Annotated in this window: 16 protein-coding genes; 2 read left to right on the top strand and 14 right to left on the bottom strand. The window is 33.6% G+C overall.

Annotation, left to right across the window (positions count from 1 at the left end; all coding sequences use genetic code 11):
* Nucleotides 1-2 precede the first annotated feature (2 nt).
* From B6D18_RS04920 to aroE, 4 genes are all read right to left on the bottom strand, one after another.
* The gene (locus B6D18_RS04920; RefSeq protein ID WP_086363424.1) at nucleotides 3-1205 is read right to left on the bottom strand and encodes an MFS transporter; all 1203 of its coding nucleotides are present in this window, start codon (nucleotides 1203-1205) and stop codon (nucleotides 3-5) included.
* Between the two features lie 249 nt (nucleotides 1206-1454).
* Nucleotides 1455-1970 carry a shikimate kinase AroL gene (gene aroL, locus B6D18_RS04915; RefSeq protein ID WP_086363423.1) on the bottom strand — a complete coding sequence of 172 codons (516 nt, stop codon included), beginning with the start codon at nucleotides 1968-1970 and terminating at the stop codon, nucleotides 1455-1457.
* Nucleotides 1971-2169: 199 nt separating this feature from the next.
* Nucleotides 2170-2523: a DUF1870 family protein gene (locus B6D18_RS04910; RefSeq protein ID WP_086363422.1), complete on the bottom strand. Its 354-nt coding sequence runs from the start codon at nucleotides 2521-2523 to the stop codon at nucleotides 2170-2172.
* A 138-nt stretch (nucleotides 2524-2661) separates the two neighbouring features.
* Nucleotides 2662-3492: a shikimate dehydrogenase gene (gene aroE / locus B6D18_RS04905; RefSeq protein WP_086363421.1), complete on the bottom strand. Its 831-nt coding sequence runs from the start codon at nucleotides 3490-3492 to the stop codon at nucleotides 2662-2664.
* Nucleotides 3493-3874: 382 nt separating this feature from the next.
* Here aroE and rpmB point away from each other — a divergent pair, with 382 nt between their 5' ends.
* Nucleotides 3875-4111, top strand: a complete 237-nt coding sequence (gene rpmB / locus B6D18_RS04900) for a 50S ribosomal protein L28 (protein WP_034884345.1) — start codon at nucleotides 3875-3877, stop codon at nucleotides 4109-4111.
* A gap of 15 nt (nucleotides 4112-4126) precedes the next feature.
* Nucleotides 4127-4294, top strand: coding sequence for a 50S ribosomal protein L33 (rpmG, locus tag B6D18_RS04895; RefSeq protein ID WP_034884348.1), 168 nt, complete (start codon nucleotides 4127-4129; stop codon nucleotides 4292-4294).
* Nucleotides 4295-4423: 129 nt separating this feature from the next.
* Here rpmG and gltP read toward each other — a convergent pair whose 3' ends face one another.
* The 10 genes from gltP to rppH all read right to left on the bottom strand — a co-directional run bounded on the left by gltP (nucleotide 4424) and on the right by rppH (nucleotide 15976).
* Nucleotides 4424-5734 (bottom strand): glutamate/aspartate:proton symporter GltP, encoded by a 1311-nt coding sequence (gltP, locus tag B6D18_RS04890; protein ID WP_086363467.1) that lies wholly within the window; start codon nucleotides 5732-5734, stop codon nucleotides 4424-4426.
* A 90-nt stretch (nucleotides 5735-5824) separates the two neighbouring features.
* Nucleotides 5825-8518, bottom strand: a complete 2694-nt coding sequence (gene gyrA, locus B6D18_RS04885; RefSeq protein ID WP_086363420.1) for a DNA topoisomerase (ATP-hydrolyzing) subunit A — start codon at nucleotides 8516-8518, stop codon at nucleotides 5825-5827.
* Between the two features lie 97 nt (nucleotides 8519-8615).
* A complete protein-coding gene (locus B6D18_RS04880) occupies nucleotides 8616-9194 on the bottom strand; it encodes an SIS domain-containing protein (protein WP_086363466.1) in 579 nt (192 codons plus the stop codon).
* 16 nt (nucleotides 9195-9210) lie between these two features.
* Complete coding sequence (locus tag B6D18_RS04875; RefSeq protein ID WP_086363419.1) at nucleotides 9211-9585, bottom strand: YraN family protein; 375 nt, start codon at nucleotides 9583-9585, stop codon at nucleotides 9211-9213.
* A complete protein-coding gene (locus B6D18_RS04870; protein ID WP_158092521.1) occupies nucleotides 9545-11413 on the bottom strand; it encodes a penicillin-binding protein activator in 1869 nt (622 codons plus the stop codon). The genes B6D18_RS04875 and B6D18_RS04870 overlap by 41 nt, the downstream gene beginning before the upstream one ends.
* Nucleotides 11414-11433: 20 nt before the next feature.
* The gene (gene rlmM, locus B6D18_RS04865; protein ID WP_086363465.1) at nucleotides 11434-12507 is read right to left on the bottom strand and encodes a 23S rRNA (cytidine(2498)-2'-O)-methyltransferase RlmM; all 1074 of its coding nucleotides are present in this window, start codon (nucleotides 12505-12507) and stop codon (nucleotides 11434-11436) included.
* A 52-nt stretch (nucleotides 12508-12559) separates the two neighbouring features.
* Nucleotides 12560-13510 carry a Kdo(2)-lipid IV(A) acyltransferase gene (locus B6D18_RS04860; protein WP_086363417.1) on the bottom strand — a complete coding sequence of 317 codons (951 nt, stop codon included), beginning with the start codon at nucleotides 13508-13510 and terminating at the stop codon, nucleotides 12560-12562.
* 236 nt (nucleotides 13511-13746) lie between these two features.
* Nucleotides 13747-14541, bottom strand: a complete 795-nt coding sequence (gene thyA, locus B6D18_RS04855) for a thymidylate synthase (RefSeq protein ID WP_086363416.1) — start codon at nucleotides 14539-14541, stop codon at nucleotides 13747-13749.
* Nucleotides 14538-15407, bottom strand: a complete 870-nt coding sequence (gene lgt, locus B6D18_RS04850; protein ID WP_086363415.1) for a prolipoprotein diacylglyceryl transferase — start codon at nucleotides 15405-15407, stop codon at nucleotides 14538-14540. Before lgt ends, thyA begins: the two co-directional genes overlap by 4 nt.
* The gene (gene rppH / locus B6D18_RS04845; protein WP_086363414.1) at nucleotides 15404-15976 is read right to left on the bottom strand and encodes an RNA pyrophosphohydrolase; all 573 of its coding nucleotides are present in this window, start codon (nucleotides 15974-15976) and stop codon (nucleotides 15404-15406) included. The genes lgt and rppH overlap by 4 nt, the downstream gene beginning before the upstream one ends.
* Nucleotides 15977-16775: the final 799 nt, after the last annotated feature.

Raw genomic sequence — 16775 nt, 5'->3', positions numbered from 1 at the left:
ATTTAAATCTTCTTCATATCAATAACTTTCACAAATCTGCAGTAAACAATCAGTCCTAGTAAGGTACTCATTACGGCCATTATTAAATCAGCTAAGATAGCATAACTAACATTAATTTCAGCCAATTCAGGGATAACTCTCGGGATAATAAAGAAAGATAGGCCACTTAAAGTATACATACAACCCACAGCAAGCCCTTTACGTGTTGGAAACATTTGTTGCATCACAACTAAGGTTAATTGTAAAACACCTCCAGCAGCAAAAAATCCCATCCCGATTGCGGTGATTAAACACATTAATGGCGATAGGTCAAAATAAAATAATAGTAAAACCAATGATGACATTGCAGGTAAGATAAAAATACAATAAATTGGTTTCAAGAATTTTTTCACTATAAAAGCAGTGATAAAGACAGAAACGATTGAAGCAGAACTATAAAAGCTAATAAGCTGTTTAGCTTCAATTGTTGGCATATTAACCGCTTTAATTGCAATCGCAGGTAGCCATTGCCAAATGATCACAAAGGTTGCGGTAGTTGTGAATCCCATAATTATCAATAAAATGCCTTCAAAAGCAAAATTTGGTTTACGAATAAAGTAATCATCAGAACCTTGATTACCTTTAATTCTGGTATCTTTAGGTGGAAATTTTTTTGGTAGCAAATTAATTGCATTAATAATTAGATAGGCAGTAAAACCCAAAAATGCCCATCCATACCAAATATCGTATTTATAAAATAATCCAACAATTAGTGGCAGAATAAAACTTCCCATTGAGATAAAAGCTTTAATCAAAACACTAGCCGAACCCGATGAGCGAGGAAAACATTCAGTTAATGCAGGCATAGACCCTGTATCTAAGAAAGAGTTACCTATACCGATGGCAATAGCTAAACAAAAGGCAATATCTATATTATGACAAAATGGCATACTGACGAAAAAGACAATATAACAAGCCATACCTAAATAGATAAATAATTTTCGTCCAAATTTATCAGATAGCATTCCACCGACAAACATTAATAAAATTTTTCCAATACCGATTCCTGATGCAACATAGCCAAGACCGACATTTACATCAGTATTAAGCTGTTTTGAAATGCTTTCTGCGAACTGCATAATAACAATTAAAGCAATACTTTGTATTATGTAATTAGCATATATAGAGCCAGCAATCCCATAAGAATTGACTCTTTGATTATTCATGTGTAAAGCTCCAATATTAATTTAACTAGTTTAAGCGACTTAAAAAACGCAATCGCAATTAATATACAAGTGTTTACTACTATCTTAAAGTAATATATATCAATTACTTACTGTTAATAGACTATTTTATTTGCTGTAATTCAAGAATCTTCACAATTAATAAATTTATGATATGTAGATTGTTTAAATTACAAATTGATGTACTAACATTATGCCGAGGCAAATAATTTATATTTAAAAAATGGTAATTTAATTAGTTTGCAGTTTTTCCAATATTTCAGTAAGAATTAAATTCTCATCTTGGTCAACATTAACAACATGATGAGCGGCATCGTGGTATAAAGGTAAACGTTCAGCAAGCACTTTCTCCATCTCATCGGATATCGACATACCCGTTAATGATGGTCTCTGCGCTACATTTGGATCTTTCATCAAACGTGCCGCTAATGTCGCTGCAGGAGCTGAGAGAAAAATAACTGTGCCATGCTGTTTCATAAACTGACGGTTTTGCTCAGCTAGTACCATACCACCACCAGTTGCAATAACTTTATTGGGTTTAGCTGTCTCAATAAGCACTTGGCTTTCTCTAGCTCGAAACCCTTCCCATCCTTCTTTTTCGACAATTTCCGCTACAGTTTTCTGCGTTGTTTCGAGTAGATGACAATCTGTATCAATAAAAGAAAAGGATAACTTATTGGCTAACATTTTACCCATTGTTGTTTTGCCAGCGGCTCTTGCGCCAACTAAAAAAATTGTTTTCTTCATTGTGGGTCCTTTTAAATATACAGATCTGGAAATAAGTTATCTATGCTAGAGATTCATTTAACTTTTTGCAATATTTTTTTACAGTCTAATTTAACATCAATATAACAATATGATTTAAATAAAAATAAATAAAAAACAACTGTAAATAATTTGTTACACATTCGATTTTAATCATAGCCTTCTGTGTCAAACATAATCATTAACACAATTTTTCTAATCCTCTAAAATAAAGTTCAGTGGCAATTGATTGATGTAATCGCCATTGCAGCACATCTAAGTCTGGGTTAACTTTTTTGAATTCTGGATAAGTCATAAAATAACGAATGGTATTACTACCTACACGGTCATTAATGCTATTTATAATCAGTTTTATTTTCTCATTGCGAAAAGCTTTTAATTCTTTCATAGCTATTGCCACATTTTCAGGAATAGGTAATGAACCGTTTTCCCACTCACGCCATGTTTCGACATCAGTTTTACCAATGTATTCACTTGCTTCTGACACTTTTAACATTAAAAAACGGCGATATGCTTGTAATTCTAAATTAGTCATAACTACTCCTTTTTAATCAATTTTAAATTTACTAAACATAGTTACTTTATTAATTTAATAAATATTTAAAATGATGATTAAATACCTAAAACCTTAAAATATCGCTCCCATAAAATGAGAGCGAGACTATTTATAATTTTATTTTCCTGCTAAGGCATCAATTACAGCTTGTTTTGCTTTCTCAGAAAGATCTTTACCTGTCCAAATTTTAAATTGGGCATTTGCTTGACCAATAAACATTTCTCGACCAGAAATCGATTCCCATCCCGCTTTTTCTGCTTCTTGTCTAAATTTAGTATTGTATGGGGTATATACAATATCGTATGCAATCCCTTTACCTTTAAACCAAGCTTGTTCGTAAGGTGTCTGATCTTCAAATTTGCCTTGCATACCTAATGGAGTAGAATTGATAATAATTTGCGCTTCCACTTTATCTCTATCTTCCCATGCAACCGTTTTAAGATTAAATTCTTTAGCTAATGCCTTTGGAAGATCAGTAACAATATCCGTTACCGTAATGTCGTGATAACCAAGGTCTTGTAAACCAACAACCGCAGCCCTAGCCGCACCACCAGCGCCAAGTAGTAAGACTTTCTTATATTCATCAGGTAGTTTTTTTTGTGCTAGTGGTTGCATAAAACCAATAATGTCAGTGTTATCACCACAAAGTTTGTCACCATCCCAATAAACTAAGTTAGCAGCTCCCGCTTTTTTGACGTGTTCGGTAACTTCATCTAAATAAGGGATAATAGTTTGCTTATGTGGAATAGTGACACATAAACCACGAATATTAAGTAATCTTACTGATTTAAATAAAGTAGCAATATCTTCGGGTGGCGTAGGAAATGGTACCAATACAGCAGGAATACCATAATCTTGAAATGATGTTGTATGAATAAGTGGGCTCATACTATGCCCTAATGGATAACCGATAATGCCATAGATACTGTATGGTGTGAACTGACTCATACTATCTCCTTGAAAGTAAGAAAATTAGGCTTAACAGATAATATCTGAATTCAATAGTATTAAAACATATTTATTATAAAATTAAATAGTTTTATATTTAACAACACAACATGAGTTAACATATAATATGTTTTGCTAATAATAACAACTCTCGGTATATTTATTTTTTTCAATTAGAAACTTATTTTTGTGCATAAATAAGATAATGCTTGAGAATTTGCCTGTAAAAGCGTATACTTCGCTACCTCATTATTATGGGTGTAGTGTGAGAGGTGAGACTGCTTCTCAAAAGAACTGCAGCGAACTAAAAGCCTGACGAGGTTAATTCCATTAACATATTACGCCCTAGGCTTAAGCATAGAAATTTTGGAGAATTATTGACATGTCACGAGTATGCCAAGTAACAGGAAAAGGTCCTTTAGTGGGAAATAATCGTTCTCATGCGATGAATGCTACTAAACGTCGTTTTCTACCAAACCTTCAAACTCACCGTTTCTGGATTGAGAGTGAAAAACGTTTTGTAAAATTGCGTGTATCAGCTAAAGGTATGCGTACTATCGATAAAAAGGGTATTGATGCAGTTTTAGCTGAACTTCGTGCCCGTGGTGAAAAGTACTAATAAGGAAACCATATCATGGCTAAAGGTGTACGTGAAAAAATTAGATTAGTTTCTTCTGCTGGTACCGGTCATTTTTATACCACTAGCAAAAACAAAAGAACCATGCCTGAAAAAATGGAGATCAAAAAATATGATCCTGTTGTTCGTCAGCATGTTGTTTATAAAGAAGCTAAAATTAAATAGTTTTATCTAGCAATAAAAAACCCAGCTTAAGCTGGGTTTTTTTATATTTTGAATAATCTCACCATTAAATTTATTAAATTAGATGTATAAAAAAAGCTTCAGTTACCTGAAGCTTTTTAGAGTAAATTTCTATTTTAAATATTCTTGCTCATAGGCTCTTGCCTTTTTATCATCAAAGACATGTTCCCAACGCGCAATAACAATTGCCGCTAATGCGTTACCCACAACATTAACAACTGTTCTACCCATATCTAAAATTCGTTCAACACCCATAATATAACCGATACCTTCAAGTGGAATACCTACACTACCAAGTGTTGCTGATAGTACTAAAATAGAAGCGCCTGGTACACCAGCTATTCCTTTTGAAGCAATCATTAATGTTATTACAATGATAATTTGATCTAAGATACTTAAATCCATACCAAATAACTGTGCTAAGAAGATAACCGTGATACTTTGGTATAATGTCGAACCATCAAGATTAAATGAATATCCAGTAGGAATAACAAAGCTTGTGATAGCTTTTGGTGCCCCATAGGCTTCCATCTTTTCAATAATTTTTGGTAATGCTGTTTCTGAACTTGCTGTAGAAAAAGCAATAACTAATTCTTCCTTCAATATTTTTAATAAGGTAAAGATATTGAATTTACATAGTTTACAAACTGCACCTAATATCAATAATGTAAAAATGATCATTGCAGAATATACAGTTATAATCAATTTTAATAACGGTAGTAAAGAAGCAAAGCCATATTTAGCAACAGTTACGGTAATTAATGCAAATACACCAATTGGAGCATAACGCATAATCATATTGGTCACTTTAAACATAGTATCTGAAACTACTTTCAAGAAGAACACAAATGGTTCGCGTTGTTTATCTGGTAAAGACATTAAACCTAAACCAAAAAATACACAGAAGAAAATAACCGGTAAAACTGCGCCATCAGTCATTGCTTTAAATATATTTGCTGGAATCATATCTAAGATCATGACAATCAAACCGTGAGGTTTGCCACTTAACTCTTCGGCTGCTTTAGTATATTTACTAATATCAGTTGTAGCTAAAGTTGAAGAATCAATACCTGCACCCGGTGCAAAAACATTACCCCATAAAAGGCCTAATAAAATAGCAATTGTTGTAATGATTTCGAAATAAAGAATGGTTTTAAATCCTAATGTTCCTAAACGTTTAGATCCACCTATTCCAGCGATACCTAATGTCAGTGTACTAAGAATAATTGGTAAAACAATCATCTTAATTAAACGAATAAAGATATCACCTGCTGGTTGAAAAATATTAACAATTGAAAATTGGTAATATGAATGTAACGCATGATTAGGATCCGCTAGTTCATAAAGAAAAGCACCAACAGCTACACCTAAAATCAAAGCAATTAATATTTGCCATGCAAGATTAGTTAAGATTTTTTTTATTAAGAAAGACATGTAATTCTATTCCTTATCACTGTTTTAGAAAATAAAAAAGGATTAGTCTGTGTGGCTAATCCTTTTTTATAATTAAAATTATTGCTCGGATTCTTGGGTTGAATCATTACTATCCTCACTCTGTGGCGATAGTTCCGATTCAACATCATCCTCTGTTTCAGCAATTCGCTGTAATCCGACAACCTTCTCATTTTCAGCTGTTCGAATCAACGTAACCCCTTGCGTATTTCGTCCAACAACACTAACTTCTGATACTCGAGTTCGTACTAAGGTTCCGGCATCAGTAATCAGCATGATTTGGTCGGTTTCTTCAACCTGTACTGCACCAACTACAGCACCATTTCGCTCACTCACTTTAATAGAGATTACGCCTTTCGTTGCTCGTGATTTAGTTGGATATAACTCTTGTTCAGTACGTTTACCATAACCATTTTGAGTTGCGGTTAAAATTGCCCCATTACCACGAGGGACAATAAGTGATACAACTTTATCATCACCTTCTAATTTAATACCTCGAACACCTGTTGCTGTTCTACCCATACAACGAACTTTATTGGCCGGGAATCGTACAACTTTACCATTGGCTGAGAATAACATAATATCTTCAGTATTGGAAATCTGCGAGACCTCATCACCATCGTCAAGCTCATCAACAATAACATCATCATTGAGTTCTTCATCATCAACAGTATCTGCTGTTTCGTTACTAGTTAAATCAACACCAATTAACTCATCATCATCACGTAAATTAATAGCAATAATGCCACCACTTCTCGGACGACTAAATTCAATTAATGAAGTTTTCTTAACCGTACCTTGAGCTGTCGCCATAAACACACAATGCTCATCATCAAACTCACGAACAGGTAGAATCGCTGTAATACGTTCATCTGCTTCCAATGGTAATAAATTAATAATTGGACGACCACGGGAGCCTCGACTGGCTTCAGGTAATTGATAAACTTTCATCCAATATAATCTGCCACGACTTGAGAAACAAAGAATCGTGTCATGAGTATTTGCAACCAATAATTTTTCGACAAAATCTTCTTCTTTAATTTTCGTTGCCGATTTACCTTTACCGCCTCGACGCTGAGCTTCATAATCGGATAACGGTTGGTATTTTACATAACCTTGATGAGAAAGCGTAACTACAACATCTTCTTGAGCAATAAGATCTTCAATATTGATATCCGCACTACTTGCTGTAATTTCAGTTCGTCTTGCATCTTGAAATTGATCACGAACTGCTTCAAGCTCTTCGCGAATAACTTCCATTAGTCTTTCTGGACTCGCTAGAATATGTAACAAACCAGCAATTTGAACTAATAGTTCTTTATATTCATCTAGAATTTTCTCGTGTTCAAGTCCTGTTAGACGATGTAATCGAAGATCTAAAATTGCTTGAGCTTGAGCTTCAGAAAGATAATAATGGCCATCACGAATACCAAACTCAGGTGCTAAATCTTCAGGACGAGCGGCATCATTCCCCGCTTTTTCAAGCATTGCCGCAACATTACCTAGTTGCCAAGCTTGCGATAATAATTTAGCTTTCGCTTCAGAAGGAGTCGCCGCAGCACGAATTAATTCAATAACAGGATCAATATTAGCCAATGCTATCGCTAAACCTTCCAACACATGTGCTCGTTCACGAGCTTTGCGAAGTTCATAGATAGTTCGACGCGTTACGACTTCACGGCGGTGAAGAACAAACGCTTCGATCATTTCTCGTAAGTTTAATAGTTTCGGTTGACCTTTATGTAAGGCAACCATATTAATCCCGAAAGAAACCTGTAGTTGAGTTAATGAGAAAAGATTATTTAAAACGACTTCGCCAACTGCATCACGTTTGATTTCAATAACAATGCGCATACCATCTTTATCTGATTCATCACGCAATGCTGAAATACCTTCAACTTTTTTGTCTTTAACTAGCTCAGCTATTTTTTCGATCAGTTTTTTCTTATTAACTTGATAAGGGATCTCATTAACAATGATTGTTTCACGACCACTATGATCATCTACTTCAATCGTCGCCTTTGAACGAATATAAATAATGCCACGGCCAGTTCGATAAGCATTTTCAATACCTTTACGGCCGTTAATTAAAGCAGCAGTAGGAAAATCTGGACCATGAATATATTCCATTAATCCATCAACAGAAATATTTTCATCCTCAATAAATGCTAAGCAACCATTGATAACTTCTGCTAGATTATGAGGAGGGATATTGGTTGCCATACCAACAGCAATACCTGACGAACCATTAATTAATAAATTAGGAATGCGAGTTGGTAACACGTCAGGAATCATTTCTGATCCATCGTAGTTTGGTGAAAAATCTACTGTTTCTTTATCTAAATCAGTTAATAATGCACCGGCAAACTTTTGCATACGAATTTCGGTATAACGCATTGCTGCTGCCGAGTCACCATCGACAGAACCAAAGTTACCTTGGCCATCAACAAGCATATAACGTAATGAAAATGGTTGTGCCATACGAACAATGGTATCATAAACGGCCGAATCACCATGTGGATGATATTTACCGATTACGTCCCCAACAACACGAGCAGATTTTCGGTAAGGTTTATTCCAGTCGTATCCAGCTTCATGCATAGCGAATAAAACCCGTCTATGAACAGGTTTGAGTCCGTCGCGGACATCAGGTAAAGCTCGCCCGACAATAACAGACATCGCATAATCAAGATAAGAGGATTTTAATTCGTCTTCAATATTGACGGGGGTTATTTCTTTGGCTAGTTCGGTCATAACACCTGGTTCTCTTATTAACTTAAATCTTAAAATAGTTCATAATTATAGCACGAAAATAGCTATTAATGCAGAACAAAACTGTTTTTATTTCAACTTATTCTGCATGAATAAACAATGTATTTTCAATTAATTGGCTTAAACAGTTTAAAATCATTGCATGCATTTCATAAGCCATCACCTTTTTGTAAGATGGAATTCTAATTTCAATATCATTCTGGCCAAGTAATCCTATCACTTCTCCACCATCAAATGCAGTTAAGGCAACAATTTTCATATCTTTAATTACAGCTTCTTGAACAGCGCGAATAATCGAACGGCTATTCCCTTCACAAGTTGAAATAACTAAAATATCACCTTGTTGTCCTAAAGCTTGAATTTGTCGAGCATAAATTTCTTCGTGATTAGATATCGCACTTAATAATACATTATCCGAAACTAATGCAATAGCCGGAATACTCGGTCTTTCAATATCAAGACTAGTAATTAATCGTGAGGTAAAACTTTGTATATTTGCGGCAGCAGAACCATTACCACATCCCATAATTTTATTACCATTAAGTAATCCACCAACGATAATATTAGCCGCTTTTTCAATTGAAGAGCCTAGAGATTCGGCCATAACAATTTGAGTTTGAATACTTTCAGTAAAATAGTTTTTTATTAAATCTTGCACGTTTTTCACCTGATCATTAAAACGCATTAATTATCCATTTTTGACTTTTTCCCGTTATGGCAAAAACATCAAACCTAAACTCTGTATCTTCAATATTTAAGTTATTATTTAACATCCAAAGTTGAGCTGCTTGTTTAATTTTGTTTTGCTTAGTGAGCGAAATAGTCATTTCAGCCTCGCCAAAGTTAGCATTTTGGCGATATCTAACTTCAACAAAAACTAAACAAGTTTTATCTCGCATGACCAAATCAATTTCACCAATTTGAAATTGGCTATTCTGATCAAGCAACTCAAGTCCATGATTGGCTAAGAACTGGCAAGCAATATGTTCATAGTGCTTGCCGATATCTCTAGTTCTCGCTCTGTTTCGAAGACGATTGGGATGCTGCATAAGTATATTGTTGCCATGCAAGAGCTCGGGTCACTTCACATTGATCACTGGTTGATAATTTACCTGTCATACCTGCTAAAAAATTAGACTGATAAGAATCTAATTGATTAAAACGATTAGCCACTCGCCAAGCATCAATTCCCATAGCATATAATCGTGTTAAAGAATAGTCTTTTTGAATACTGCTAGGAATCATTGCCATTGTTCTTTCTGATGAATTAATAATTAAAGGAATATCGGAATATTCAGTTTGATTCATATCATAATAAAAGTCATTCGAAGCATTTGCTACATGACTTTTAGAACTTGAATAAAGCGCGATCGATGAAGCGCCATTACCTATTGTCTTACCAGCCTCCATATCTAGCATTGGTTTTATCAAGGTTAATTCGTCATAAGATGCATATACATAAATTGCATCAAATCCGGTTGAGGGACCACTTGACGTCATTGAAGTTAATCCATCGTCATTATTAAATGTAATTGGACTACCCGTTAAACTGATTCCGCTACTGTGGTTAATATTGTCACGTAAGGTATCTAAACTACCAACATATTGCACATAAGCTTGCGAACCATTAGAAATTTGCAACCATTGTTTTGCGAAACTTTGAGCTACTCGTCGACCCAAATCATTTTGGGTTACAATTAACAATGGTTTTTGTTTATTTTGTGAAAAAATATGATCAGCTGCATCTTTTGCTTCATCTTCAGGAGATAGCGCAAAAAAGCACATTTTGTTAGAAGAAACCGTTCCATCATCAACTTTATTCAATGCTAAAACAGGAATAGTTGGTGCTAACTGCTTTATTTGACTCACTTCAGATTTCAATAATGGACCAACGATTAATCCAACATTTTGTTCTTGTGCTTGCTGAATTAAATTATCCATTGAAACAGATGTTGTATCTAAAACAATAATATTTTGTTGTGGCTCTTGTGGATAAAACTTAGCGGCATCAATATATCCTTGACGAATGGTGTTACCAAATATTTGAGAAGATCCATTTAGAGGTAATAGTAAAGCAACTTTTTTAGCATTTACATTATCAACGGCAAGCGTTTGTTCCCCAGTGATAATCGCAATAATATCTTGTGCTGGATGATGAGGATATTTTGCCGCCCAATCCAAAATAGCTTGTTTTATTTGATTTTTGCGATTTGTATTTTTTGCTTCAAGCTCTTCTGGACTATCGCCTCTTTGAACAGAAGCTTTTTTACTATTGCGTTGATATGTATAGCATAAATCAATCCAACCTTTTAATGTTAAATCATTTTCAAGTACAGAAATTTTACTTAATTGAGTTGGCGATAATTTGCTAAAGAAATTCCAGGTATTATTTAAGATTTGTTTTTTTAATTTTTCAGGTGCGAATTTTTGTAAAGATAAATAATCATATGCTTGCTCATTAATCTTTTTAGCTTTTTTGTCTAAGGCTAATTTAATTGAATAATAACGGTATGATTGTGAATCATTTAATTTATCGATAGAGAATTGGTTGAGATTGAATCGTTGCCCTTTTCTAATTGCTATTTCGCCTTGAGATAACCATTGGTCTTTTTGTTGTTCTGCATTAAGATTAGTTGGTAGTTGAGATAATAATTTAGTTGCCTGAGAGAGTTTATTCTCATTTATTAATGCTCTTATCGCCAATAACTGCCAATCAATTTTGGCACTTCCTGAGCTAGTATCTACCTGCGACAAATAATAATTAGAGTCTTTAGTTTCATCATATTCAGTGCTTCTTAATAAGTTAAGATGACACCCAACCAAAAGTGAAAATAATGCTAAAATAACAATAGCATAAAAGGATTGTTTTAATTTCATACCCATTCTCTTATAATTTCTCATCCCCAAATCCGCTGTACATGTACAGTGACTTCTTCACGATCATGAAAAAGTTGCTTAGTCTGAATTTGTACATTTATTTGGTTGCTATTTAGTTCTTCTATTAGTAATAGTAAATTTTGTTTTACTTCTTCGTAACGTTTTTTCATTGGTAATTTGAGATTAAAAATTGCCTCTCTACACCAACCATTAGTTAGCCATTTGGCTACCAACTCTGTTACTTTGGCTGGTTTTTCAACCATATCACACACCAACCAATAAATATTATGCTTTTTAGGTACAAATTTAAAGCCATCTTCACGATAATGTTTAACTTGTCCTGTTTCCATTAATTTTTCATTCATAGGACCATTGTCTATAGCATATACCATCATACTTCTTTTGACTAATTGATAAGTCCAACCACCTGGACAAGCCCCTAAATCAACAGCATTTAAACCGCCTTTAAGTCGTTCATCCCATTCTTCATAAGGAATAAAAATATGAAAAGCTTCTTCCAATTTTAATGTTGAACGACTTGGTGCATCAGCTGGAAACTTTAACCTCGGTATTCCCATATAAAAAGGAGAATTATTTTGGCTCAGAGAATAGCCAACATAACAACTATTATTATTGATAAATAATAAATGAATAACTGGTCGTGATGGATTTTGTACTTTTAACAATATACGTTTATTGCGTAATGCCTGACGAAGTGGAACTGTAAACTTACGACAAAAACCTGCTAATTGCTTACCTTCATTAGTATCAGCAACTTCAACACGTAAATCACCAGCTCTATCAACAGTACCTGATAAAACATTAATTATTGGCGTAATACGATCTTCAGTTAATAAATCAGCTAATAATTCACCAGCAACAAACATTTGTCTTGCAAAAATCAACGTTCGAAATGAAATTTGTTTAATTAATAACTCAGCTTGATCGTCTTGGTAACACTCAAATATTACATAACCACTATTTTCTTTAACCTTGGCAAAACCAAATATTTCTTTTTGTGCGGCTCTATCCGTTATTTCTGCTGCACACTCTTTTTCAAATCCTGGTCGACAATAGAGAATTATTTTGTTCAGTTTTTGCATATTCTTTCTTTCAATTATTTGAAAATATTATAAAGTCATCAAATTAATCTGATTGGACTTTATTTGTATACAAAGGCGCCTCACCTTTAGGACGGGTTTTAAAGCGTCGATGTAACCACATATATTGTTCTGGTGCTTTTAAAATTTCTTGTTCAATCGCTTTGTTCATAAAAGTAGCCGCTAGCACATCATCATCTATAGGATAATCTTTTAGCTCAGGTGTAACGTAAACCGTATAGTGACCATTTTTTTCGCGTTTAGGTGTGAAAGGAATAATTGCCGGCTGACTTAATTTGACTAGAATTCGAGTTCCAATGGTCGTTGCTGCTTTTTCTACCGCAAAAAGTGGTGCAAAAACACTATTTTTAGGCCCATAATCATGATCTGGCGCATACCAAAGCAGTTCACCATTCTTTAAGGCTCTTATCATACCTTTAGTATTATAGCGATCTAACATATATTTATTTGATTTCAAGCGCCCTTTTAATTGTACATAATCCATAACAGGGTTGTCGTTTGGTCGATAAACACCAACACCAGGATGACTCATACCTAAAATACGAGCACCGAGCTCTAGTGTTAAAAAATGAATTCCAATTAACAAAACACCTTGTCCTGACTGTTGTATCTGAGTAATATGTGAATCACCTTCAATTGAAGCGTGTTTTTTAAGTCTTTTGTCGGACCAGAACCACGCCATACCAGTTTCAAATATAGCAAGTCCTGTAGAAATAAAATTATCTCTTAATATCTTATCTCGTTCTTGTTCAGATTTTTCAGGAAAGCATAATTTTAAGTTTTGCCTTGCGGTCTCTTTACGCTTACCAATCAATTTCATTGAAAGTAATCCTAAGCCTTTTCCTAATTGATAAATAATCGGATATGGCAATAAAACGATCAAATATAAAATAAAAATGCCAAACCAGGTTAACCAATAGCGAGGATGCAATAATCGTTTTGTAAAAATAGGATGAATTTCTTGATTTTGACTCATATTAAGATTAAATAACCATTTAAACAAATGTTAGTTATTATATACCAATATCTTCAGTTATGCGGCAAAAAAATAAAATAATCAAACATAATCAAAATTTTTTATCATGAAATTTCTGAAAAGATTATTCAGAAAAGCAAATATTAAGGATTAAATTGATTAATCCCTAATAATCGATTTTTACTTATGATTCAGAAAAATATACCAGAAGGGCATTTATAAGAATATTTTAAGCTTTATATTGCTACTGGTGCTTTTATTGCTGGATAAGGATCGTAATCAACAATTTCAAAATCTTCAAATTCATAATCAAAAATCGTAGGAGGTCTGCGTTTAATGACAAGCTTAGGCAATGGTTTTGGCTCACGACTTAATTGTAAATGTGTTTGTTCCATATGATTGGAGTACAAATGAGTATCGCCACCTGTCCAAACAAAATCACCAACTTCTAAATCGCATTGTTGAGCAATCATATGAACTAATAATGAATAACTAGCAATATTAAATGGTAACCCTAAGAATACGTCACAAGAACGTTGATAAAGTTGGCACGATAGTTTACCTTGAGCGACATAAAATTGAAACAGAGCATGACATGGTGCTAACGCCATTTGATCAAGCTCACCTACATTCCATGCCGAAACTATCATTCGTCTAGAGTCTGGATCATTTTTAATTTGTTCGATTAGTTGCGAGATTTGATCTATCAGTCGATTATTGTCTGCCCCCCAAGCTCGCCATTGTTTACCATAAATAGGACCAAGATCACCATTTTCATCGGCCCATTCATCCCAAATAGTTACTTTATTATCTTTTAAATAATTGATATTAGTATCACCTTTAAGAAACCAAAGTAATTCATAGATAATTGAACGTAAATGACATTTTTTTGTTGTCACTAATGGAAAACCATCTTGCAAATTAAATCGCATTTGATGACCAAAGATCGATAATGTTCCTGTGCCTGTTCGATCTGACTTAGCCGTTCCCTCGTTTAAAATTTTTTGCATTAGTGATAAATACTGTTTCATTTTTTAATAGCCTTATTGTTAAATCTATATGCATATAAAAGCATTAAGACACCACCAATGATCATAGGGAGGCAGAGGATTTGTCCCATACTGATTATATTTAAAAATAATCCTAATTGTTCATCGGGTTGTCTAAAGAACTCAATTATAAACCTAAATATGCCATAGCAAACTAAAAACAGTCCAGAAACAGCACCAACTGGACGAGGTTTGCGAATAAATAAATTTAAAATAATAAATAGTACTATTCCTTCAAAAAACATCTCATAAAGTTGTGAAGGATGACGGGGTAAAACGCCATTTAATTGGCTGTATAAAGAAAACCATTCTGGATTTGCTTGAACAAACATAAAATCAGCATGCGCTGAAGTAGGAAATAACATACCAATTGAAGAGTTAGTTACTCTACCCCACAATTCACCATTAATAAAATTACCAAATCGACCAAACATTAATCCGATAGGTACTAATGGGGCCACAAAATCAGCTACTTGCATAAACGTCTTTTGTGTTTTTTTAGCAAAGATGGCAATAACACAAATGGCACCAATCAAACCTCCATGGAAAGACATCCCCCCTTCCCAAACTCTGAATAGGATAGTCGGATCTTCAATAAATGAATCAAAATTATAAAATAATACATAACCTAATCGTCCACCGATAAAGAGTCCTAAAAACCCCCAGAACAATAGGTTTTCAACTTGTTGTGATGTCCAATTACTATTGGGTTTATTGGCACGACGTTTAGCTAAAAACAAAGCACCAACAACACCAAATAGGTACATTGCACCATACCAATGTAATGAAATGGGTCCGATAGAGAAAGCAATTGGATCAAAATTGGGAAATTGTAAAAATTGATTCATTTTTTAACACGCTGTTTATTTTTTCGTTTGTGAGCAAAGTAGTTAAACCGTTTTTTCTTAGAAAGATTTGTTACAGACTCTTCTACTTCAGATTGGATAGTAAATGCAGATAAAGAAAATTCCTTCATTGCTTTGCGATATACATCTCGCTTAAAAGCAATAACCTGTCGTATAGGATACCAATAACTTACCCATTTCCAATCATCAAACTCAGGAGTTGAAGACATATTTAAATTAATTACTGATGTATCAGAAATTAATTCTAATAAAAACCATTTTTGTTTTTGACCAATACATACCGGTTGATTATCCCAACGAATCATACGTTTTGGTAATTTATACCTTAACCAACCATTGGTAACTGACAAAATTTTCACGTCTTTAGGTAGTAATCCTACTTCTTCATTTAGTTCACGAAACATTGCCTGTTCTGGCGTTTCATTAAGTTTTATTCCGCCCTGAGGAAATTGCCAAGAGTTTTGCCCATAACGCCGAGCCCAAAGCACTTGACCATACCTGTTACAAATAACTATTCCTACATTTGGACGGTAGCCATCATTATCGATCACTGACTACCTCAAAAAATTTATTTTTATATTGTTAAATTGTTTCACACATACAACAATAAATAAATAGGAAAATGATACTAATAGAATAAATATAATATCATACAACAGATTTTGTTAATAATTTAATAATTTTAATTATTAACAAAAGATAACAAATATAGTAAAAGCCTCTAAAAATCCTGTTTATTAGTAATCTATCATCTATAAAAAACTATTCGATAATATCAATAATCATACGTTCTGGAGTTTAAATCAAAATAGTGTACTCATTATTAATCTAGTACAAATAATTGAGGATAAATGTATAAATTATTGCTAATTAAGGTTCGTGAAAAATAAAATATCGACATCAATTTAAAAAAAAACAGCATAGCTAAAATTTCTTAATGCAAGTAGAAGTAACATTTGAAAATATGGACTATATTAAGATTAATTATTAAATAAAATTCTATTCATAAATAAAAATATATACAACAAAAAGTTGTTATCATGACGTTTTACAAACACGTTACATCTTAGTTATTCAGTAATTATATATTTTTCAAATATATATGTCATTATCCAAAATAAATATAGAAAATTTAAATTATCTATTATTTGCTCTTATATTTGCTCATAAAGAAATTGCTCTGATAAGCATACTAACAAAAAATACACTAATCCTAGAATGCGAAAAAGCCCAGCATTGCTGCTGGGCTCGTATATTTAAAAGTCTGGCGGCACCCTACTCTCACATGGGTAATACCCACACTACCATCGGCACTACGGCGTTTCACTTCTGAGTTCGGCATGGGGTCAG

Origin of the sequence: Gilliamella sp. A7, assembly GCF_002142015.1 — a bacterium.
Taxonomy (GTDB): domain Bacteria; phylum Pseudomonadota; class Gammaproteobacteria; order Enterobacterales; family Orbaceae; genus Gilliamella; species Gilliamella apis_A.
The sequence above is the reverse complement of the archived record's forward strand: the minus strand, read 5'-3'. Positions and strand labels throughout refer to the sequence as shown.